Source organism: Pseudomonas anguilliseptica (assembly GCF_021375795.1).
Lineage (GTDB): Bacteria > Pseudomonadota > Gammaproteobacteria > Pseudomonadales > Pseudomonadaceae > Aquipseudomonas > Aquipseudomonas anguilliseptica_A.
In genome coordinates this window covers 179,347-200,805 of sequence record NZ_JAEIOI010000003.1, presented here as the reverse complement: position 1 = coordinate 200,805, position 21,459 = coordinate 179,347, and the positions used below count along the sequence as shown (strand labels likewise).

The following is a 21,459-nucleotide window of genomic DNA, read 5'->3' as shown; positions in this document are numbered from 1 at the left end:
GCCATCTTTAAGCGCCTGACCGTTGGTCCGTTACCGCGCTGTTTTTACCCTGCGTAGCGGGGTGACAGGGCACGGCTCTGGCAGTGCTACCGAAATGCTCAAACGCCCGTCAGCCGTGCGCTTGCGGTCGTAATCAGAATGCTTCTGTCGCTCCTGCCAACGCCTAGTGGCACTAGCCCTGGGAAATAGCCGATATTTTTAATTGAACGACCAATCAATTTAGGCACGGCCTTTGCGTTAGTCGGCCCTGTCAGTCTGGTGCCGTGCAGTCCCAGAACCATAAGAAGAGCCACCGTATCGAGGGGCTCACTACCGTGCTTTGCTTCGCGTGAGGGTTCACCTGATGTCACAGTTCACTCAAGGGGCACAACCCCAGAGCCGTGCTCCGCAATCCATCGGCTTTCTCCTGCTCGACAACTTCACCCTGATTTCCCTGGCGTCTGCCGTCGAGCCGCTGCGCATGGCCAACCAGCTGTCCGGCAAGGAGCTTTACCGTTGGCACACCCTCAGCCAGAGTGGCCTGCCGGTCAGCGCCAGCGATGGTTTGCAGATCACCCCGGACGCCGGCCTGAGCAACGCGCCGCGCCTGGATGCGGTGATCGTCTGCGGCGGCGTGGACATTCAGCACAGCGTGACTCGCGAGCATGTGCAGTGGCTGCAAAGCCAGGCGCGCCATGGTGCGCAACTGGGCGCGGTGTGCACCGGCAGCTGGGCGCTGGCCAAGGCCGGGTTGCTCGATGGTTTCGATTGCAGCGTGCACTGGGAATGTTTGGCCTCGATGCAGGAAGCCTTCCCCCGCGCCGGCGTCAGCACTCGCCTGTTCTCGATTGACCGTAACCGCCACACCAGCTCCGGCGGTACCGCGCCGATGGACATGATGCTGCACGTGATTGGCCGCGAGCATGGCCGCGAACTGGCGGCGGCGATTTCCGAGATGTTTATCTACGAGCGCATTCGCAACGAGCAGGATCACCAGCGCGTGCCGCTCAAGCACATGCTCGGCACCAACCAGCCGAAGCTGCAGGAAATCGTCGCGCTGATGGAAGCCAATCTGGAAGAGCCTATCGACCTCGATCAGCTGGCGCTGTATGTCGATGTGTCGCGCCGTCAGCTGGAGCGCCTGTTCCAGAAATACCTGCACTGCTCACCGTCGCGCTACTACCTCAAGCTGCGCTTGATTCGCGCGCGGCAGCTGCTCAAGCAGACCAGCATGTCGATCATCGAAGTGGCGTCGGTGTGCGGTTTCGTCTCCACGCCGCACTTCTCCAAGTGCTACCGCGAATACTTCGGCATCCCGCCGCGTGACGAGCGCGCCGGCCAGCAGGGCAGCAATGTGGTGGCGCTGCTGCCAATGCCGGAAGATCTGATGCGCCCATCGCCATCCTCGGCCATGGCCGCGCTGACCCGGGCGCAGGGAGAGTCGACCTTTGCCAGCGTCAGGCTCTAGCCGCGCTGAATACCCTGTAGGAGCCAGCTTGCTGGCGATGCTTTTGCTTGCCCGGAATCGCCAGCAAGCTGGCTCCTACACACTGTGTGGGAGGCGCTTTAGCGGCGAGCTGTTAATCGCTTGTCGCGGCTACGACTGCATGGATGCAGGAGGTCGGCGAAGCCAGAGCCGAAAGCCCCTCCCACAACTGCGCTGTCCAAACTAAAACGCCGCACCAGCCTTGAGGGCGGGTGCGGCGTTTTGTTGTGTGTCGTGTTGTCGGTGGCTTAATACTCGATGGCCACATCCCCCTGCGGCACGCTGCAGCACGAGAGGATATAGCCCTCGGCGACGTCTTCGTCGGTGATCCCGCCGTTGTGCTCCATGCTCACTTCACCAGCGGTTTTCATCACCTTGCAGGTACCGCAGATGCCCATGCCACAGGCCTTGGGAATATGCAGGCCAAGCTTGGCTGCTGCTGCATGCACGGTTTCGCCGGGGTCGACGCGGATGCTCTTGCCGGTGCTGGTAAACGCCACCTGATGCTGCTCGGCGGCAGGCACAGCTGGGGTTTCGGCAGCTTCGGCAGCCAGCTCTTTGACCTCGGCACGCACTTCCGGCGGCGTCGGGCCGAAGGCTTCTTCGTGGTAGTGCTGCATGTCGAACTGGTTGGCTTCAAGCAGGCGCTTGACTGCACTCATGTAGGGCGTTGGACCGCAGCAGAAGATTTCCCGGTCCAGGTAATCCGGGGCGATCAGTTCCAGCATCTTCTGGTTGAGGTAGCCGCGATAACCGGCCCAGGCCTCACCCAGGCCGTGTTTTTCGCAGATCACATGCAGGCTGAAGTTGCTGATCCGCGCGGCCATGTGTTCCAGCTCGCGGTGATAGATGATGTCCTTCGGCGAGCGTGCGCTGTGCACGAAGACCATATCGACATTGGCGTTGGTGTCGTAGAACCAGCGCGCCATCGACATCACCGGCGTGATGCCGACCCCGCCGCTGAGGAACAGCACTTTGTCCGCCGGAAAGTCGATGGCATTGAACAGCCCGACCGGGCCGTGAACCGGCAGTTCCTGACCTTCCTGCAGGTTGTCGTGCAGCCAGTTGGAAACCTTGCCGCCCGGCACCCGCTTGATGGTGATGGAGAAGCTGTAAGGCACCGACGGCGAGCTGGAAATGGTGTAGGAGCGCATCACCGGCTGGCCGTCGATTTCCAGCTCCAGGGTGACGAACTGCCCCGGTTTGAAGAAGAACAGCACCGGCTGGTCGGCCATAAAGCAGAACGTGCGCACGTCCCAGGTTTCCTGGATGACTTTGACGCAGCGCACGATATGCCGGCCGTTGCTCCAGGTCTGCGTGGTCACCGGGTTGAGGAAGTCGTTCGTCGTCATGGACGTCTCTCCGCATGGCCGGACATCGGCCTTGTATGGGGCGATTGTGCGTACTGGTGTTGGCGCTCATTTATCTGCCAGCGACATTTACATGCTTATCGCGACCTGCCGCACAGGCCTTGGTTTGCCGCGTCGGAAACGGACGTGGGTATGTCGCCCATAGACAAGGTTTCGCCCTCGCCCAGCGCCACACTCGCAGCCAGCCGAAGCAAAAGGTCACGAGCGAATTCCGCGTTCATTCAGGCGCCATCGGCAGGCGCAGAGCGGGGCAATGACGCCACCTTGCGTGATACCGACTAGCCACTTTATTGCGGCAACTCGCCGAGCGAGTCGCCATTGAGGAGTTACCGATGGACGTCACTTCTACCCTGAGCCTGGGCGACCCGCTGGAGCCTGCACGCAAGGCCACTGCCGAGATGCTGCAGACCCGCGAGCGTACGTTCTCCCTGCCGCAGCCGTTCTATAACGATGAGCGCCTGTTCAAGATCGACATGCAGGAGATCTTCCACAAGGAATGGCTGATTGCCGGCATGACCTGCGAGATCCCGGCCAAGGGCAACTTCCTCACCCTGCAGATCGGCGACAACCCGATCATGGTGATTCGTGGTGCTGATGGTGTGGTGCATGCCTTCCACAACGTCTGCCGCCATCGCGGTTCGCGCCTGTGCACCAGCGACAAGGGCAAGGTGGCCAAGCTGGTGTGCCCGTACCACCAGTGGACCTACGAGCTGGACGGTCGCCTGCTGTTCGCTGGCACCGAAATGGGCGCGGATTTCGACCTCAAGGACTACAGCCTCAAGCCGGTCAACTGCAAGGTGGCAGGCGGCTATATCTTTATCTCCCTGGCAGAAAATCCGCCGGCCATCGACGACTTCCTCAGCACCCTGGCTCACTACATGGAGCCGTACGACATGGAAAACACCAAGGTGGCGGTGCAGACCACCTTGATGGAAAAGGCCAACTGGAAGCTGGTGCTGGAGAACAACCGTGAGTGCTACCACTGCAACGGTTCGCACCCGGAACTGCTGAATACCCTGCTGGAGTGGGATGACGTCACCGACCCGCGCGCCACCCAGGCGTTCAAGGATCAGGTGGCGGAATGCACCGGCCGCTGGGACAAGGACAATATTCCCTATGCCCACGCCAGCTTCGGCCTGCGCAACCGTATCGTGCGTATGCCGCTGCTTAAGGGCACCGTATCCATGACCATGGATGGCAAGCAGGGCTGCAAGAAACTCATGGGCCGCATCACCGATCCGGATCTCGGTTCGATGCGCATCCTGCACCTGCCGCATTCGTGGAACCACTGCATGGGCGATCATATGATCGTCTTCACCGTCTGGCCGATCAGCGCCCAGGAAACCATGGTCACCACCAAATGGCTGGTGCACAAGGATGCCGTGGAAGGCGTCGATTACGACGTCGCCCGCCTGCGTCAGGTGTGGGACGCCACCAACGATCAGGACCGTCGTCTGGCTGAAGAAAACCAGCGCGGTATCAACTCCACCGCTTACCAGCCCGGCCCGTACTCGAAAACCTACGAGTTCGGCGTGGTCAACTTTATCGACTGGTACAGCGAGCGCGTGCTGCACAACCTTGGCGCGGCGCCAGCGCCGTACCTGCGTCAGGTCGGCGCTGAGTAAGGTTCTGCTTACGATCTGCTGCGCGTCGGCCCTGCTGCGTTAAAAACAGGCTCGGAATGCTCATTTACACCAGTAAACTCCGCTTCCTCGCCGTTTTGACCAGCCAAAGGCTGTTACTAACGTAGCGCCTTGCATGGCTCTAGCTCGCGAGATCGCAAAAAGGTTCTGCTTATGTCTCTAGGTCTGTGGCTGCTGCTTGGCCTGACTGCTTACGGTCTGCTGGCGGCGCGGCGCAGGCCTGCGACCTCTGCATCACACTGAGACCCACCTCAAGGGTCACCTTGGCCTCTGCCGGACACCCCCGGGCAGGGGCTTTTTTTATTGCGCTGTTTGCCGCCGCGTGGTCTGTCGCGGGCTTTGTTGGCGACATATCCGCCCGCGACTCGGCTTTGACGCTTTCGGCAATACCCCAGTCGTTTTTGCACCGGGTCGCCCGAGCCCCCGGGGATATGCTCAGTCCAAAGCGCCAACAACGGGTTTGGCGACACCGATAAGGGGGACTGCCTGATGAGCCCAGCCGAATTACACGCCGACAGCATCGTTATTGACGGGCTGATCATCGCCAAGTGGAACCGCGAACTGTTCGAGGACATGCGCAAGGGTGGCCTGACCGCCGCCAACTGCACCGTGTCGGTGTGGGAAGGCTTTCAGGCCACGGTGAACAACATTGCCGCCAGCCAGAAGCTGATCCGCGAGAACAGCGACCTGGTGATGCCGGTGCGCACCACCGCTGACATCCGCACCGCCAAGGCGCAAGGCAAGACCGGCATCCTCTTCGGCTTCCAGAACGCCCACGCGTTCGAGGACCAGATCGGTTACGTCGAGGTGTTCAAGCAGCTCGGCGTGGGCATTGTGCAGATGTGCTACAACACCCAGAACCTGGTGGGCACCGGCTGCTACGAGCGTGACGGCGGGCTGTCCGGCTTCGGCCGCGAGATCGTCGCCGAGATGAACCGTGTCGGCATCATGTGCGACCTCTCGCACGTGGGCTCGAAGACCAGCGAGGAAGTCATCCTCGAATCGAAAAAACCGGTCACCTATTCCCACTGCCTGCCGTCGGGCTTGAAAGAGCACCCGCGCAACAAGTCCGACGCCGAGCTGAAATTTATCGCCGACCACGGCGGCTTTGTCGGCGTGACCATGTTCGCGCCGTTCCTGGCCAAGGGCATCGACTCGACCATCGACGACTACGCCGAAGCCATCGAGTACGTGATGAACATCGTTGGCGAGGACGCCATCGGCATCGGCACCGATTTCACCCAGGGCCACGGCCAGGACTTCTTCGAATACCTGACCCACGACAAGGGCTACGCCCGCCGCCTGACCAGCTTCGGCAAGATCATCAACCCGCTGGGCATCCGCACCGTCGGCGAATTCCCCAACCTCACCGAGACCCTGCTCAAACGCGGCCATTCCGAACGCGTGGTGCGCAAGATCATGGGCGAGAACTGGGTACGGGTTCTGAAAGACGTCTGGGGCGAATAACGCTTTACGCCCACACGATCCTCTGTGGGAGGGGCTTTAGCCGCGACGCCCTTAATGATGCTGCCCCTGCGGGGCAGGTCGCGGCTAAAGCCCCTCCCACCAATCAAACAAGATTCTGGAGCACTGAACACATGGCCACCCACGCACCCGAAATGCCTATCCAGGTCGACGACGAAACCGGCGTCTGGACCACCGACGCGCTGCCGATGCTCTATGTGCCGCGGCATTTCTTCGTCAACAACCATATCGGTATCGAAGAGGTACTGGGCGCTGAAGCCTATGCCGAGATTCTCTACAAGGCCGGCTACAAGTCCGCCTGGCACTGGTGCGAGAAAGAGGCCGAATGCCACGGTCTGTCGGGCGTGGCGGTGTTCGAGCACTACATGAAGCGCCTGTCGCAACGCGGCTGGGGGCTGTTCGAGATCGACGCCATCGACCTGGCCGCCGGCACCGCCTCGGTGAAGCTCAAACACTCGGCCTTTGTCTACGTCTACGGCAAGTGCGGGCGCAAGGTCGACTACATGTTCACCGGCTGGTTTGCCGGCGCCATGGATCAGATTCTCCAGGCCCAGGGCAGCCCATTGCGCACCGTGGCCGAGCAGGTCTATGGCGGCTCCGAAGAGGGCCACGACGATGGCCTGTTTGTGGTGAAGCCACGCTAGAAAAATACCGTGCGTGGGAGGCGCTTTAGCGGCGAGGCTGTCGCGGCTAAAGCCCCTCCCACAGTGAAACGCCAGTGAGGGTGCCGTAATGGCTTTTGAAGCAATGTTCCAGCCGATCCAGATCGGCAAGCTGACCATCCGCAACCGCATCGTGTCCACCGCGCACGCCGAGGTCATGGCCACCGACGGCGGCATGACCACGGAGCGTTACGTCAAGTACTACGAAGAGAAGGCCAAGGGCGGCGTCGGTCTGGCCATCTGCGGTGGCTCGTCGGTGGTCTCCATCGACAGCCCGCACAGCTGGTGGAGCTCGGTGAACCTGTCCACCGACCGGATCATTCCGCACTTTCAGAACCTGGCCGACGCCATGCACAAGCATGGCGCCAAGATCATGATCCAGATTACCCACATGGGTCGCCGCTCGCGCTGGGATGGCTTCGACTGGCCGACCCTGATGTCGCCGTCCGGTATCCGCGAACCGGTACACCGCGCCACCTGCAAGACCATCGAGCCGGAGGAAATGTGGCGTGTCATCGGTGACTTCGCCAAGGCAGCGGCTCGGGCCAAAGCCGGCGGCCTGGACGGCGTTGAGCTGTCGGCTGTGCACCAGCACATGATCGACCAGTTCTGGTCGCCTCGGGTGAACAAGCGCACTGACGAATGGGGCGGCACCTTCGAGGGCCGGATGAAGTTCGGCCTGGAAGTGATCAAAGCGGTGCGCGCCGAGGTCGGTCCCGATTTCTGCGTGGGCCTGCGTATCTCCGGTGATGAGTTCCACCCGGACGGCCTCTCTCACGAAGACATGAAGCAGATCGCAGCGTATTACGACGCTACCGGTCTGATCGACTTTATCGGCGTGGTCGGCTCTGGTGCCGACACCCACAACACTCTGGCCAACGTGATTCCGAACATGAGTTACCCGCCGGAGCCGTTCCTGCACCTGGCCGCTGGGATCAAGGAAGTGGTCAAGGTGCCGGTGCTGCACGCGCAGAACATCAAGGACCCGAATCAGGCCACCCGGATTTTGGAAGGCGGCTATGTCGATATGGTCGGCATGACCCGCGCGCACATCGCCGACCCGCACCTAATCGCCAAGATCAAGATGGGCCAGGTCGACCAGATCAAGCAGTGCGTCGGTGCCAACTACTGCATCGACCGCCAGTACCAGGGCCTGGATGTGCTGTGCATCCAGAACGCTGCGACCAGCCGCGAATACATGGGCCTGCCGCATATCATCGAAAAAACCAGCGGGCCGAAGCGCAAAGTGGTGATCGTCGGTGGTGGCCCGGCCGGTATGGAAGCAGCGCGCGTCGCCGCCGAGCGTGGCCATGATGTGACCCTGTTCGAGAAGAAAGACAGCCTCGGCGGGCAAATCACTTTAGCCGCCAAGGCACCGCAGCGTGACCAGATGGCCGGCATTACCCGCTGGTTCCAGCTGGAGTTGGCCCGCCTGAACATCGACCTGCGCCTGGGCACCGGTGCGGACGAGGCCAGCATCATGGACCTGCGCCCGGATATTGTGGTGCTGGCCAACGGCGGCCATCCGTTTATTGAGCAGAACGAGCACTGGGGCGCGGCCGAAGGCCTGGTGGTCAGCAGTTGGGACATCCTCGACGGCAAAGTGGCGCCGGGCAATAACGTGCTGGTGTACGACACCATTTGCGAATTCTCCGGTATGTCGGTGGCCGACTTTATCGCCGAGAAGGGCGCCAAGGTCGAGATCGTCACCGACGACATCAAGCCGGGTGTGGCCATGGGCGGCACCACGTTCCCGACGTACTACCGCAGCCTGTACCCGAAAGAAGTGATCATGACCGGCGACATGATGCTGGAGAAGGTCTACCGCGAAGGCGACAAGCTGGTGGCGGTGCTGGAGAACGAATACACCGGCGCGAAAGAAGAGCGCGTGGTCGATCAGGTGGTGGTGGAAAACGGCGTGCGCCCTGACGAGCGCCTGTACTACGCCCTCAAGGACGGCTCGCGCAACAAGGGCCAGATCGACGTGGAAGCGCTGTTCGCGATCAAGCCGCAGCCATGTTTATCCGAGGCGGGCGACGGTTATCTGCTGTTCCGCATCGGCGACTGCGTGGCTCAGCGCAACACCCACGCGGCGATCTACGACGCGCTGCGGCTGTGCAAGGACTTCTGATCTAAACGCTGAACCGGTGTGGGAGGGGCTTTAGCCGCGACAAGGCTAAAAGCATCGCGGCTAAAGTCCCTCCCACCAGCCCCACCTTCGGGATTGAGGATGTCCTCGATGTTAAACACCCTACTCCCCATCCTGCTCTTCGCTGCCCTGGCCCTTGCGGTTATCGGCGCGGTGAAGCGCTTTCTGATGTGGCGCCGTGGCCGTCCGGCTCAGGTCGACTGGCTGGGCGGACTGCTGGCCATGCCGCGCCGTTATATGGTTGATCTGCACCATGTGGTGGCGCGCGATAAATACATTGCCAACACCCACGTGGCCACGGCGGGCGGCTTTGTCCTGGCGGCGGTGCTGGCGATTCTGGTGCACGGCTTTGGCCTGCACAGCCGCATCCTCGGCTTCGCCCTGCTGGTGGCGAGCGCGCTGATGTTCGGCGGCGCGCTGTTTGTCGCCAAACGCCGCCTCGATCCGCCATCGCGCTTGTCGAAAGGCCCGTGGATGCGTCTGCCAAAAAGCCTGCTGATGTTTGCCGGCAGCTTCTTTATCGCCACGCTTCCTGTTGCCGGCATCCTGCCGGAAGGCTTTGGTGGTTGGGTGCTGGCGCTGCTGCTGACCGTCGGCGTGGCTTGGGGCGTGTCCGAGTTGTTCTTCGGCATGACCTGGGGCGGGCCGATGAAGCACGCCTTCGCCGGTGCCCTGCACCTGGCCTGGCACCGCCGCAGTGAGCGCTTTGGTGGCGGCCGTTCGACCGGCCTCAAAGCGCTAAATCTGGACGATCCTAAAGCCCCGCTGGGCGTGGAAAAGCCTACGGATTTCACCTGGAACCAGTTGCTCGGTTTCGATGCCTGCGTGCAGTGCGGCAAGTGCGAGGCGGCCTGCCCGGCCTTCGCCGCCGGTCAGCCGTTGAACCCGAAGAAGCTGATTCAGGACATGGTGGTTGGCCTGGCCGGCGGCACCGATGCCAAGTTCGCCGGTTCGCCTTACCCAGGAAAACCAGTGGGCGAGCACAGCGGCGGCCCGCACTTGCCCATCGTCAATCTGCAGGGCAAAGCCCTGGTCGATGCCGAGACGCTGTGGTCGTGTACCACTTGCCGTGCCTGCGTCGAGGAGTGCCCGATGATGATCGAGCACGTCGATGCCATCGTCGATATGCGCCGCCATCTGACCTTGGAAAAAGGCGCGACGCCGAACAAGGGCGCCGAGGTGCTGGACAATCTGATCGCTACTGACAACCCCGGTGGCTTCAACCCCGGCGGTCGACTGAACTGGGCGGCGGACCTCAACCTGCCGCTGCTGAGCGACAAACAGAACGTCGATGTGCTGTTCTGGGTTGGCGATGGCGCCTTCGATATGCGCAACCAGCGTACCCTGCGCGCCTTTGTCAAAGTGCTGAAAGCCGCCAACGTCGACTTCGCCGTGCTCGGGCTGGAAGAGCGCGACAGTGGCGACGTGGCCCGGCGTCTCGGCGATGAGGCGACCTTCCAGTTGCTGGCCAAACGCAATATCGCCACCCTGGCCAAGTACCAGTTCAAGCGCATCGTCACCTGCGACCCGCACAGCTTCCACGTGCTGAAAAACGAATACGGCGAGCTGGGCGCCCGCTATTCGGTGCTGCACCACAGCACCTATATGGATGAGCTGATCAGCGGCCAGAAACTCAACATCGGCACCCACAAGGGCGGCTCGGTCACCTATCACGACCCGTGCTACCTGGGCCGCTACAACGGTGAATATGAGGCCCCACGCGCTGTGCTGAACGCTATCGGCATTGAAGTGAAAGAGATGCAGCGCTCGGGCTTCCGCTCCCGTTGCTGCGGCGGTGGCGGCGGCGCGCCGATCACCGATATCCCCGGCAAGCAGCGTATCCCCGATATGCGCATGGTCGATATCAAGGAAACCGCCGCCGAACTGGTCGCAGTAGGTTGCCCGCAGTGCACGGCGATGCTCGAAGGCGTGGTCGGCCCGCGGCCTGAGGTCAAGGATATTGCCGAGCTGGTGGCTGAGGTGCTGATTGAGCAGGCAGCGCCGGCAGCAGTTACGCCACGAGAAGCGGCGGAGGTGTCGTGATGAGAGTGTATGTCGCTTGTCTCCCCTCTCCCGCGTGCGGGAGAGGGGTAGGGGGAGAGGGTGGCAGTCACCATGCCGGTGTCGCCTGCTTCCCCCTCTCCCTAACCCTCTCCCCCAAAGGGGCGAGGGGACTGTTCGTGACTGCTCAGGAGCCCTGTGTATGAGCGACCTTATCCGCCGTGACCCGCGGGCCGAATGGATCGCCCGCAATCGCCTGCACCCGCTGCATGCCGCCGCACAGCCGGCGGTGGCCAGCTGGCTGAGCGCCACTGGAGTGCTGCGCAAGAACCCGCATGCGGTCGGATTTGTCGGCCCCAACGGCCTTAAACGCATCGACCGTTCCGGCGCGCAGCAAGGCGGCGCGGCCAAGCGTTCGACGGCCAGTGCCGTGGTGCAATTGCCGCTGCATGTGGTCGAGCAACCGGCGTTCTATATCGCTGTGGTGCCGGACATGCTCGGCGGCCGCCTGAGCTCGCATGACAAGGACCTGCTAGGCCTGGCGCACAAACTCGCCGGCAGCGACGGCGCGGTGGTGGCGGTGATCTTTGGTGAGCACAAGGAAAGCGCCTTCGACAGCAACGGCGTGGATCGCCTGTTGCAGTTCGCTGGTGACGATTTCGACGGCTATTCCCCGGAAGCGCGGGTGTTGGCACTCGGCGCGATCGAACGGCAATTGTCGCCGCGCCATTGGCTGCTGCCCGACAGCCGCAGCGGTGGTGGTGAATTGGGCCGCCGCCTGGCCGCCAAACTGGGCGAGCGCCCGGCTACGCGGGTCTGGCAGGTGGCCGATGGCCTTGCCAGTGGGCGTGCGGGTGCCGGTCGGGAAGACCTGGTGCAACAAGTCCCACGCCTGATTCTGGCGGCGGTGGAATGCGCCGAGCCGGTCAGCGAAACCCGCCATGAAGTGCGGCCGCTGGCGCTTAGTGAAGTGCTGGTCAGCCACTTGCCACGGATTCAGGATCTGGGTGCGGTGGCGGTCGACCCGGCGCAGATCCCCATGGCCGAGGCCGAATTTATTCTCTCCGGCGGCAACGGCGTGAAGGACTGGGCGCTGTTCCACCAGGCCGCTGCGGCGCTGGGTGCCACCGAAGGCGCCTCGCGGGTGGCTGTGGACGATGGCTTTATGGGCCGCGAGCGCCAGGTCGGCGCGTCCGGTATCTGGGTCACGGCGCGGGTCTATGTGGCCGTGGGGATTTCCGGGGCGATCCAGCACCTGCAAGGCATCGGTGCCTGCGACAAGGTGGTGGCGATCAACCTCGACCCGACCTGCGACATGATCAAACGCGCCGATCTGTCGGTGATCGGCGAATCCGCCGCGATTCTGCAGGCGCTGATCGAGCGAGTCGCCGCCCATCGGCAGGGAGCAGAACGCGATGCGGCATGAATCTAAGCACTATTGCGCGGCGAATATGGTGGGAGGGCGTAGTTATGACTGACTTGAATATCGTCGCCCTGGTTTCGGTCGGCGCGCATCCTACGTCTGGCCGGCCACGGCGTGCCGAGCAGGACGCCCGTGCCGTCGAGCTGGGCTTGCGTCTGGCCGGTGAGCGCTTGCAGGTGCTGCATGCCGGCGATCCGCAGCAGGAGGCGCTGCGCGCTTATCTGGGGATGGGCCTTGCGCAGATCAAGATTCTCGAACAACCGGCGCACAGCGATGCGTTGCCGGTGCTCGCCGATTACCTGAGTGATTCCAACGCGCAGCTGGTGCTGACCGGCAGCCAGGCGGAAACCGGTGAAGGCTCGGGCATGCTGCCTTACCTGCTGGCGGAGCAACTCGGCTGGCCACTGGTGGTTGGGCTAGCGGCGGTGGAACAGGTCAGCAATGGTGTGGCCCAGGTGCTGCAAGCCCTGCCGCGCGGTCAGCGCCGGCGCTTGCAGGTGCGTTTGCCATTTGTCGCCAGCGTCGACAATGCGTCGCCCGTTGCCCGGCAAAGCGCTTTCGGCCCGGCGCGGAGGGGCCTGTTGACCGCTGAAGAGGTGGAATTGGTTGCCGACCCGCTGTTTGCCAGCGCCCAGCTGCAACCGGCCAAGCCCCGGCCCAAGCGCCTCAAGGTGATCAAGGCCAAGACCGGCGCCGAACGCATGAAAGCCGCCACCGCCAAAGCGTCGGGCGGCGGTGGGCAGGTGCTCAAGGATGTCTCGCCGCAAGCGGGCGCGGAGGCTATCTTCAAATTGCTGTTGGAAGAAGGCGTGCTGCGCTAGCACGTCACCAAAGGAGGAATTGACCATGATGCACGCCGACCTGATCGATCAGGAGGACCTACGCGAACGCCTGGTGGCGCTGGGGCTGTCGATTCCACCCGGCGTTACCGCCGAGCAGGCCTGCGAGCATGCCGTCAGCGGCCTGAGTCCGGAGCGAGCGGTGGCGCTGCGGCGACTGGTGGAGGAATTATTGGGTGGCAGCGCGACGCTGCTGCCGAATGTGCGCGAGGCGATCTCGCGCACCTTGCTGCCGGCCTTGGTGCCCCGTCCTTCGTGAGTCTCTCGGTCACGTAGGAGTCAGCTTGCTGGCGATGCTTTCGGCTGGATTGCCAGGCAGCCGCCGCTCCCGGCGGCTCGCTGCATTTACCCCATCCATGGGGGCACAAGCTGGCTCCTACATGGGCAAACGGTTTACCTGTTCCGGTATTGCTTTAGCCCGCCGCCATCGCTGCACGAATATCCCCGGCCAGCTGGCGCACCCGCGCTTCGTCGGTGTCCCAGGAGCACATAAAGCGTGCGCCGCCGGCTCCGATAAAGGTGTAGAAGCGCCAGCCCTGGCCGCGCAGGATTTCCAGCGCCGGTTCTGACATCTGCAAAAATACGCCGTTGGCCTGCACCGGGAACATCAGCCTGACCCCCGGAATATCGTTGACCAACTCGGCGAGCAGTTGCGCGCAGCGGTTGGCGTGCTGGGCGTATTTCAGCCAGGCGTCGTTCTGCAGAATGCCGACCCAGGGCGCGGACAGGTAGCGCATCTTCGAGGCCAGCTGACCGGCCTGTTTGCAGCGGTAGTCGAAGTCTTCCGCCAGATCCTTGTTGAAGAACAGGATCGCCTCACCCACCGCCATGCCGTTCTTGGTGCCGCCAAAACACAGTACATCCACGCCGGCCTTCCAGGTCAGCTCGGCCGGGCTGCAGCCGAGAGAGGCGCAGGCGTTGGAAAAACGCGCGCCGTCCATATGCAGGTGCAGGCCCAGTTCGCCGCACACCGCGCTGATCGCGCGCACTTCGTCTGGGCTGTAAACGGTGCCGACTTCCGTGGCCTGGGTCAGGGTGACCACCCGTGGTTTTGGGTAGTGGATGTCCTGGCGTTTGAGGGCGATGTCGCGGATCGCTTCGGGGGTGAGTTTGCCGTTCTCGGTCTTGGCCAGCAGCAGCTTGGAGCCGTTGGAGAAGAACTCCGGCGCGCCGCACTCGTCGGTTTCGACGTGGGCGGTCTCCGAGCAGATCACGCTGTGGTAGCTCTGACACAACGACGCCAAGGCCAGGGAGTTGGCCGCTGTGCCGTTAAAGGCGAAGAACACTTCGCAGTCGGTTTCAAACAGGCGGCGGAAATGGTCGGCGGCGCGCGCGGTCCATTCGTCGTCGCCATAGGCGCGCTGATGGCCCTGATTGGCTTCGGCCATGGCTGCCCAGGCTTCCGGGCAGATACCGGAGTAGTTGTCGCTGGCGAATTGTTGCGAGAGATCGGGCATGGGAGCTTCCTTGTAGGCGCTAACGCTAAGCCGTTTGGGATGCGTCTACTGTATCTGCGGTCACGCCCGCGTGCAGATACGGGGGCGACATCCTCTGCCATACAGGCGAAGCCGCAACGCTACCTGTGCGTTTGCGACGCATGCATGTCGCAAACGCAATCCCCCGTGGCGTGCCTAGGCATCTGGCGCTGCAGGGCGAGTCATACCATCGCTAGCAACTGGGGTTCGTTCCCCGATCGACCAGATGCGCCGCAGCGGCTGCCGTAGGAGATTCGCGATGTTCAGCAAGCACGACCAGATTCAGGGTTACGACGATGAATTGCTCCGCGCCATGGACGCTGAAGAAGCGCGTCAGGAGCATCACATCGAGCTGATCGCCTCGGAAAACTACACCAGCAAGCGCGTGATGCAGGCCCAGGGCAGCGGCCTGACCAACAAGTACGCCGAAGGCTATCCGGGCAAGCGTTACTACGGTGGCTGCGAGCATGTCGACGTGGTTGAACAGCTGGCGATTGACCGCGCCAAGGCGCTATTCGGTGCCGATTACGCCAACGTCCAGCCGCACTCCGGCTCGTCGGCCAACAGCGCGGTGTACCTGGCGTTGATCAATGCCGGCGACACCATCCTCGGCATGAGCCTGGCCCACGGCGGCCACCTGACCCACGGCGCCAAGGTGTCGTCCTCGGGGAAGCTGTACAACGCCGTGCAGTACGGTATCGACACCGCCACCGGGCTGATCGATTACGACGAAGTCGAGCGCCTGGCCGTCGAGCACAAACCGAAGATGATCGTCGCCGGTTTCTCGGCCTACTCGAAAACCCTGGATTTCCCGCGTTTCCGCGCCATTGCCGACAAAGTCGGGGCGCTGCTGTTTGTCGACATGGCCCACGTCGCCGGCCTGGTCGCCGCCGGCCTGTACCCCAACCCGATTCCCTTTGCCGATGTGGTTACCACCACCACCCACAAGACCCTGCGCGGTCCGCGTGGCGGCTTGATCCTGGCCAAGGCCAATCCTGATATCGAGAAGAAGCTCAACGCTGCCGTGTTCCCCGGCGCTCAGGGCGGCCCGTTGATGCATGTGATTGCGGCCAAGGCAGTGTGCTTCAAGGAAGCCATGGAGCCGGGCTTCAAGGACTACCAAGCGCAGGTGATCAAAAACGCCCAGGCCATGGCCAAGGTGTTTATTCAGCGCGGCTACGACGTGGTTTCCGGTGGTACCGACAACCACCTGTTCCTGGTCAGCCTGATCCGTCAGGGCCTGACCGGCAAAGACGCTGATGCCGCCCTGGGCCGCGCCGGTATCACGGTCAACAAGAACGCCGTGCCGAACGACCCGCAGTCGCCGTTCGTCACCTCGGGCCTGCGTATCGGCACCCCGGCGATTACCACCCGCGGTTTCAAGGAAGCACAGAGCATCGAGCTGGCCGGTTGGATCTGCAACATCCTCGACCACCTCGGCGATGCCGATGTGGAGGCGCAGGTGGCGACTCTGGCCGCTGGTCTGTGTGCTGACTATCCCGTTTATCGCTGATTGATCCCTCTCCCTCGGGAGAGGGTGCCCGAAGGGCGGGAGAGGGCAGCCACCCTCTCCCCTAGCCCCTCTCCCAGGGGGAGAGGGGAACAGAATTCAGGAGCACCTTTATGCAACGTTATTCCGGCTTCGGCCTGTTCAAGCACGCGTTCAGCCACCACGAAAACTGGCAGCGCATGTGGCGTAACCCAACGCCCAAGCCGGTGTACGACGTGATCATCGTCGGCGGTGGCGGCCATGGTTTGGCCACGGCCTATTACCTGGCGAAAGAGTTCGGCGTGAAAAACGTCGCGGTGATCGAGAAGGGCTGGTTGGGCGGCGGCAACACCGCGCGCAACACCACCATCGTACGTTCCAACTACCTGTGGGATGAGTCGGCGCACCTGTATGAGCACGCGATGAAGCTGTGGGAAGGCCTGTCGCAGGACCTCAACTACAACGTCATGTTCAGCCAGCGTGGCGTCTACAACCTGTGCCATACGCTGCAGGACATGCGCGACTCCGAGCGCCGTGTCAGCGCCAACCGCCTCAATGGTGTGGACGGCGAACTGCTGGATGCCAAGCAGGTGGCCGCAGAGATTCCGTACCTGGATTGCAGCAAGAACACCCGCTACCCGGTGATGGGCTCTACCGTGCAGCGTCGTGGTGGCGTGGCCCGTCACGACGCCGTGGCCTGGGGCTACGCCCGCGCCGCAGATGCCTTGGGCGTGGACCTGATCCAGCAGACCGAGGTGATCGGTTTCCGTAAGGAAAACGGCGTGTGCATCGGCGTGGAAACCAATAAGGGCTTTATCGGCGGCAAGCGCGTGGGCGTGGTCACCGCCGGTAACTCCGGGCATATGGCCGGCCTGGCGGGCTTCCGCCTGCCGCTGGAATCCCATCCGCTGCAGGCGTTGGTGTCCGAGCCGATCAAGCCGATTATCGACAGCGTGATCATGTCCAACGCCGTGCACGGCTATATCAGCCAGTCGGACAAAGGCGACCTGGTCATCGGTGCCGGCATCGACGGCTACAACGGCTACGGCCAGCGCGGCTCCTACGGCACCATCGAACACACCCTGCAGGCCATCGTCGAGATGTTCCCGGTGCTCTCGCGGGTACGTATGAACCGCCAGTGGGGCGGCATCGTCGACACCTCGCCGGACGCCTGCCCGATCATTTCCAAGACCCCGGTGCCAAACCTGTTCTTCAACTGCGGCTGGGGCACCGGCGGCTTCAAGGCCACGCCGGGCTCGGGCCACGTGTTCGCGGCCAGCCTGGCCAAAGGCGAAATGCATCCGCTGGCCAAGCCGTTCGCCATGGACCGTTTCCACACTGGCGCATTGATCGACGAGCACGGCGCTGCTGCCGTGGCTCACTAAGAGGGCTTACCCATGTTGCATATCTTTTGCCCTCACTGCGGCGAACTGCGCTCCGAAGAGGAATTCCACGCCAAGGGTCAGGCGCATATTCCGCGCCCGCTGGATCCGGCTGCCTGCACCGATGCCGAGTGGGGCGAATACCTGTTCTTCCGTGATAACCCGCGCGGCATTCACCACGAGCTGTGGGTGCATTCCGCCGGTTGCCGCAAGTACTTCAACGCCACCCGTCACACGGTGACCTACGAAATTCTCGAAACCTACAAGATCGGCGAGAAGCCCAGCGTCACCGCTGCCGGCACTGCCGAGAAAAAGGCCATCGACCAAGGAGTAACGGCATGAGCCAGGTCAATCGTCTTGCTACAGGCGGCCGCGTTGATCGCAGCCAGCCTCTGACATTCAGCTTCAACGGCCAGAGTTATCAAGGCTTTGCCGGCGACACCCTGGCGGCCGCCTTGCTGGCCAACGGCGTGGATATTGTCGGCCGTAGCTTCAAGTATTCGCGGCCGCGCGGCATCGTTGCCGCGGGCGCGGAAGAGCCGAACGCCGTGCTGCAGATTGGCAGCACTGAAGCGGCGCAGATCCCCAACGTACGCGCCACCCAGCAGGCGCTGTATGCCGACCTGGTCGCCAGCAGCACCAACGGCTGGCCGAGCGTAAACACCGACCTGATGGGCATTCTCGGCAAGGTCGGCGGCAAGATGATGCCGCCGGGGTTCTACTACAAGACCTTTATGTATCCGCAGAACCTCTGGCTGACCTACGAGAAATACATCCGTAAGGCCGCCGGTCTTGGCCGTGCGCCGACCGCCGTGGACCCGGACAGCTACGACTACATGAACCAGCACTGCGACGTGCTGGTAGTCGGTGCTGGCCCGGCCGGCCTGGCTGCAGCCCTGGCGGCTGCGCGCAGCGGGGCGCGGGTAATTCTCGCCGATGAGCAGGAAGAGTTCGGCGGCAGCCTGCTCAGCACCCGCGAAACCCTCGACGGTAAACCCGCCGCCGACTGGGCCGCGCAGGTGATTGCCGAGCTGTCCGGCATACCTGAAGTCACCCTGTTGCCGCGCTCCACGGTCAACGGTTACCACGACCACAACTTCCTCACCATTCACCAGCGCCTGACCGATCACCTCGGTGAAGTCGCGCCCATGGGTATGGTGCGTCAGCGTATGCACCGCGTACGCGCCACGCGTGTGGTGCTGGCCACCGGTGCTCATGAGCGGCCGTTGGTGTACGCCAACAACGACGTGCCGGGCAATATGCTCGCCGATGCGGTGTCGACCTACGTGCGCCGTTATGGCGTGGCGCCGGGCAAGCAGCTGGTGCTGTCGACCAACAACGATTACGCCTACCGCGTGGTGCTCGACTGGCTCGATGCCGGCCTGCAGGTGGTGGCGGTGGCCGATGCTCGCAGCAACCCACGTGGCAGCTGGGTGGAAGAGGCGCGCAAGCGTGGCGTGCGCATCCTCACCGGCAGCGCCGTGGTCGAAGCCGCTGGCAGCAAGCGGGTGACCGCTGCGCGCATCTGCGCCATTGATGTGCAGAGCCATAAGGTCAGCAGCCCGGGCGAAGTGCTCGACTGCGATCTGATCGTCAGCTCCGGCGGTTACAGCCCGGTGGTACACCTGGCGTCGCACTTGGGCGGTAAGCCGACCTGGCGTGAAGATATTCTGGCCTTTGTGCCGGGCGAGGGCGGCTTCCAGAAGCGTCTGTGCGCCGGTGCGGTCAATGGCGTATTTGGCTTGGGTGATGCCCTGGCCGATGGCTTCGAGGCGGGTGTGTCGGCCGCCGCCGAAGCCGGCTTCAAGGCGGTCTCCGCGAGCCTGCCGCAGGTCGCGCCACGCCTGGAAGAACCGTCTTTGGCGCTGTTCCAGGTGCCGCACGACAAGCCAACGGCGCGTGCGCCCAAGCAGTTTGTCGACTTGCAGAACGACGTCACCGCCGCCGGTATCGAGCTGGCCACCCGCGAGGGCTTTGAGTCGGTCGAGCACGTCAAACGCTACACCGCGCTGGGCTTCGGCACCGACCAGGGCAAGCTGGGCAATATCAACGGTCTGGCGATTGCCGCCCGCTCGCTGGGCATCAGCATCCCGCAAATGGGCACCACCATGTTCCGCCCGAACTACACGCCGGTGACCTTTGGCGCGGTGGCCGGCCGTCACTGTGGCGCGCTGTTCGAGCCCAAACGTTACACCGCGATGCAAAGCTGGCACCTGCAAAACGGTGCCGAGTTCGAGGACGTGGGGCAGTGGAAGCGCCCGTGGTACTTCCCCAAAGCCGGCGAAGACCTGCACGCCGCCGTGGCCCGCGAGTGCCTGGCCGTGCGCAACGCGGTGGGTATTCTGGATGCCTCGACCCTCGGCAAGATCGACATTCAAGGCCCGGATGCCCGCGAGTTTCTCAACCGCGTCTACACCAACGCCTGGACCAAGCTGGATGTGGGCAAGGCGCGCTACGGCCTGATGTGCAAGGAAGACGGCATGGTCTTCGACGACGGCGTAACCGCCTGCCTGGCCGATAACCACTTCCTGATGACCACCACCACCGGCGGTGCCGCACGGGTGATGGAATGGCTGGAAATTTACCACCAGACCGAGTGGCCGGAGCTGAAGGTGTACTTCACCTCGGTCACCGACCACTGGGCGACCATGACCCTGTCCGGCCCCAACAGCCGCAAGCTGCTGGCCGAGGTCACCGACATCGATCTGGACAATGGTGCCTTCCCCTTTATGACCTGGAAGGAAGGCCTGGTCGGCGGTGTGCCGGCGCGGGTGTTCCGCATCTCCTTCACCGGCGAGCTGAGCTACGAGGTCAACGTGCAGGCCGACTACGCCCTGGGCGTGTGGGAAAAGATCATCGCAGCCGGCAAGAAGCATGGCCTGACGCCTTACGGCACCGAGACCATGCACGTGCTGCGCGCCGAGAAGGGCTTCATCATCGTCGGTCAGGACACTGACGGCTCGGTGACCCCGGACGACCTCAATATGGGCTGGTGCGTAGGCAGGACCAAGCCGTTCTCCTGGATCGGCTGGCGCGGCATGAACCGCGAAGACAGCCTGCGCGAAGACCGCAAACAATTGGTCGGGCTCAAACCCGTCGACCCCAACAAGGTGCTGCCGGAAGGCGCGCAACTGGTGTTCGACCCGAAACAGAGCATCCCGATGCAGATGGTCGGCCACGTCACCTCCAGCTATATGAGCGCGGCGCTGGGCTATTCCTTCGCCATGGCTGTGGTCAAGGGCGGGCTCAAACGCATGGGTGAGCGGGTGTTCGCACCGCTGGCCGATGGCAGCCTGATAGAAGCCGAAATCGTCAGCTCCGTGTTCTATGACCCGAAAGGGGATCGCCAGAATGTCTAATTTGATCAACGTTTATCAGCAACGCCCGGCTGCGGCACATGCCGAATCGCCACTGTTCCATGCCGGCCTTGAACAGCTGGCGGGTAAAGGCTCGGCCAGCGCCGGGGTGACGGTGCGCGAGAAGAAGCTGCTCGGGCATCTGACCCTGCGTGGCGACGCCAAGGACCCGGCGTTTGCCGGTGGTGTGCACAAGGCCCTGGGCCTGGAGCTGCCGGTGGCGCTGACTTTGGTGGCGGCCGGCGACACCTCGCTGCAATGGCTGGCGCCGGATGAGTGGCTGCTGATTGTGCCGAGCGGCAGCGAGTTCGCGGTCGAGCAGAAGCTGCGCGAAGCCTTGGACGGCCAGCACATTTCGATCGTCAACGTCAGTGGCGGTCAGACGCTGCTGGAACTGAGCGGGCCGAAGGTGCGCGAAGTGCTGATGAAGTCCACCAGCTACGACGTGCACCCGAGCAACTTCCCGGTGGGCAAAGCGGTGGGCACCCACTTTGCCAAGTCGCAACTGGTGATCCGCCACACTGGCGAAGACACTTGGGAACTGCTGATCCGCCGCAGCTTCTCCGACTACTTCTGGCTGTGGCTGCAGGACGCCAGCGCCGAGTACGGCTTGGCGATCAAGGCCTGAGGCTGACACGAACGTCTCCCTATCCCCTCTGGGGAGAGGGTTGGGGATAGGGGAAGGGCTGATCGCGTTGTACCGGCGGCCCTCTCCCCCGA

16 protein-coding genes are annotated in these 21,459 nt (G+C 63.1%); 14 read left to right on the top strand and 2 right to left on the bottom strand.

What is annotated here, in order from left to right; translation table 11 throughout:
* Positions 1 to 343: 343 nt before the first annotated feature.
* Complete coding sequence (locus IOD17_RS12345; protein WP_233685369.1) at positions 344 to 1,447, top strand: GlxA family transcriptional regulator; 1,104 nt, start codon at positions 344 to 346, stop codon at positions 1,445 to 1,447.
* A gap of 266 nt (positions 1,448 to 1,713) precedes the next feature.
* Here the strand turns inward: IOD17_RS12345 and gbcB are convergent, their stop codons facing one another.
* Positions 1,714 to 2,817, bottom strand: a complete 1,104-nt coding sequence (gene gbcB / locus IOD17_RS12340) for a glycine-betaine demethylase subunit GbcB (protein WP_233685368.1) — start codon at positions 2,815 to 2,817, stop codon at positions 1,714 to 1,716.
* Positions 2,818 to 3,167: 350 nt separating this feature from the next.
* On the opposite strand from gbcB, the gene gbcA reads away from it, so the two are divergent.
* The 8 genes from gbcA (at position 3,168) to IOD17_RS12300 (ending at position 13,296) form a co-directional block, all read left to right on the top strand.
* Entirely contained in the window at positions 3,168 to 4,460 is a 1,293-nt protein-coding gene (gene gbcA / locus IOD17_RS12335; RefSeq protein WP_233685367.1) for a glycine-betaine demethylase subunit GbcA, read from the top strand.
* Between the two features lie 507 nt (positions 4,461 to 4,967).
* The gene (locus tag IOD17_RS12330; RefSeq protein ID WP_233685366.1) at positions 4,968 to 5,945 is read left to right on the top strand and encodes a dipeptidase; all 978 of its coding nucleotides are present in this window, start codon (positions 4,968 to 4,970) and stop codon (positions 5,943 to 5,945) included.
* Between the two features lie 131 nt (positions 5,946 to 6,076).
* Entirely contained in the window at positions 6,077 to 6,607 is a 531-nt protein-coding gene (locus tag IOD17_RS12325; protein ID WP_233685365.1) for a DUF5943 domain-containing protein, read from the top strand.
* An 88-nt stretch (positions 6,608 to 6,695) separates the two neighbouring features.
* The gene (gene dgcA, locus IOD17_RS12320; protein WP_233685364.1) at positions 6,696 to 8,756 is read left to right on the top strand and encodes a dimethylglycine demethylation protein DgcA; all 2,061 of its coding nucleotides are present in this window, start codon (positions 6,696 to 6,698) and stop codon (positions 8,754 to 8,756) included.
* 108 nt (positions 8,757 to 8,864) lie between these two features.
* On the top strand, positions 8,865 to 10,817 hold the full coding sequence (dgcB, locus tag IOD17_RS12315) for a dimethylglycine demethylation protein DgcB (protein WP_233685793.1): 1,953 nt from the start codon (positions 8,865 to 8,867) through the stop codon (positions 10,815 to 10,817).
* 160 nt (positions 10,818 to 10,977) lie between these two features.
* Positions 10,978 to 12,201, top strand: a complete 1,224-nt coding sequence (locus IOD17_RS12310; protein WP_233685363.1) for an electron transfer flavoprotein subunit alpha/FixB family protein — start codon at positions 10,978 to 10,980, stop codon at positions 12,199 to 12,201.
* A gap of 44 nt (positions 12,202 to 12,245) precedes the next feature.
* The gene (locus IOD17_RS12305) at positions 12,246 to 13,019 is read left to right on the top strand and encodes an electron transfer flavoprotein subunit beta (protein WP_233685362.1); all 774 of its coding nucleotides are present in this window, start codon (positions 12,246 to 12,248) and stop codon (positions 13,017 to 13,019) included.
* 25 nt (positions 13,020 to 13,044) lie between these two features.
* Entirely contained in the window at positions 13,045 to 13,296 is a 252-nt protein-coding gene (locus IOD17_RS12300; protein WP_233685361.1) for a hypothetical protein, read from the top strand.
* Positions 13,297 to 13,450: 154 nt separating this feature from the next.
* Here the strand turns inward: IOD17_RS12300 and IOD17_RS12295 are convergent, their stop codons facing one another.
* Entirely contained in the window at positions 13,451 to 14,494 is a 1,044-nt protein-coding gene (locus tag IOD17_RS12295) for a low specificity L-threonine aldolase (protein ID WP_233685360.1), read from the bottom strand.
* Between the two features lie 277 nt (positions 14,495 to 14,771).
* Here IOD17_RS12295 and glyA point away from each other — a divergent pair, with 277 nt between their 5' ends.
* The 5 genes from glyA (at position 14,772) to IOD17_RS12270 (ending at position 21,367) form a co-directional block, all read left to right on the top strand.
* Complete coding sequence (gene glyA, locus IOD17_RS12290) at positions 14,772 to 16,025, top strand: serine hydroxymethyltransferase (RefSeq protein ID WP_233685359.1); 1,254 nt, start codon at positions 14,772 to 14,774, stop codon at positions 16,023 to 16,025.
* 110 nt (positions 16,026 to 16,135) lie between these two features.
* Positions 16,136 to 17,386, top strand: a complete 1,251-nt coding sequence (locus IOD17_RS12285; protein WP_233685358.1) for a sarcosine oxidase subunit beta family protein — start codon at positions 16,136 to 16,138, stop codon at positions 17,384 to 17,386.
* A gap of 12 nt (positions 17,387 to 17,398) precedes the next feature.
* On the top strand, positions 17,399 to 17,725 hold the full coding sequence (locus IOD17_RS12280) for a sarcosine oxidase subunit delta (protein ID WP_090379269.1): 327 nt from the start codon (positions 17,399 to 17,401) through the stop codon (positions 17,723 to 17,725).
* Positions 17,722 to 20,742: a sarcosine oxidase subunit alpha gene (locus tag IOD17_RS12275; protein WP_233685357.1), complete on the top strand. Its 3,021-nt coding sequence runs from the start codon at positions 17,722 to 17,724 to the stop codon at positions 20,740 to 20,742. Before IOD17_RS12280 ends, IOD17_RS12275 begins: the two co-directional genes overlap by 4 nt.
* Positions 20,735 to 21,367: a sarcosine oxidase subunit gamma gene (locus IOD17_RS12270; protein WP_233685356.1), complete on the top strand. Its 633-nt coding sequence runs from the start codon at positions 20,735 to 20,737 to the stop codon at positions 21,365 to 21,367. The genes IOD17_RS12275 and IOD17_RS12270 overlap by 8 nt, the downstream gene beginning before the upstream one ends.
* The last annotated feature ends 92 nt before the right edge of the window (positions 21,368 to 21,459 follow it).

Excerpts from the sequence above, each read along its gene's own strand:
- IOD17_RS12345 (WP_233685369.1), top strand. The coding sequence starts at position 344 with ATGTCACAGTTCACTCAAGGGGCACAACCCCAGAGCCGTGCTCCGCAA.
- gbcB (WP_233685368.1), bottom strand. The coding sequence starts at position 2,817 with ATGACGACGAACGACTTCCTCAACCCGGTGACCACGCAGACCTGGAGC.
- gbcA (WP_233685367.1), top strand. The coding sequence starts at position 3,168 with ATGGACGTCACTTCTACCCTGAGCCTGGGCGACCCGCTGGAGCCTGCA.
- IOD17_RS12330 (WP_233685366.1), top strand. The coding sequence starts at position 4,968 with ATGAGCCCAGCCGAATTACACGCCGACAGCATCGTTATTGACGGGCTG.
- IOD17_RS12325 (WP_233685365.1), top strand. The coding sequence starts at position 6,077 with ATGGCCACCCACGCACCCGAAATGCCTATCCAGGTCGACGACGAAACC.
- dgcA (WP_233685364.1), top strand. The coding sequence starts at position 6,696 with ATGGCTTTTGAAGCAATGTTCCAGCCGATCCAGATCGGCAAGCTGACC.
- dgcB (WP_233685793.1), top strand. The coding sequence starts at position 8,865 with ATGTTAAACACCCTACTCCCCATCCTGCTCTTCGCTGCCCTGGCCCTT.
- IOD17_RS12310 (WP_233685363.1), top strand. The coding sequence starts at position 10,978 with ATGAGCGACCTTATCCGCCGTGACCCGCGGGCCGAATGGATCGCCCGC.
- IOD17_RS12305 (WP_233685362.1), top strand. The coding sequence starts at position 12,246 with ATGACTGACTTGAATATCGTCGCCCTGGTTTCGGTCGGCGCGCATCCT.
- IOD17_RS12300 (WP_233685361.1), top strand. The coding sequence starts at position 13,045 with ATGATGCACGCCGACCTGATCGATCAGGAGGACCTACGCGAACGCCTG.
- IOD17_RS12295 (WP_233685360.1), bottom strand. The coding sequence starts at position 14,494 with ATGCCCGATCTCTCGCAACAATTCGCCAGCGACAACTACTCCGGTATC.
- glyA (WP_233685359.1), top strand. The coding sequence starts at position 14,772 with ATGTTCAGCAAGCACGACCAGATTCAGGGTTACGACGATGAATTGCTC.
- IOD17_RS12285 (WP_233685358.1), top strand. The coding sequence starts at position 16,136 with ATGCAACGTTATTCCGGCTTCGGCCTGTTCAAGCACGCGTTCAGCCAC.
- IOD17_RS12280 (WP_090379269.1), top strand. The coding sequence starts at position 17,399 with ATGTTGCATATCTTTTGCCCTCACTGCGGCGAACTGCGCTCCGAAGAG.
- IOD17_RS12275 (WP_233685357.1), top strand. The coding sequence starts at position 17,722 with ATGAGCCAGGTCAATCGTCTTGCTACAGGCGGCCGCGTTGATCGCAGC.
- IOD17_RS12270 (WP_233685356.1), top strand. The coding sequence starts at position 20,735 with ATGTCTAATTTGATCAACGTTTATCAGCAACGCCCGGCTGCGGCACAT.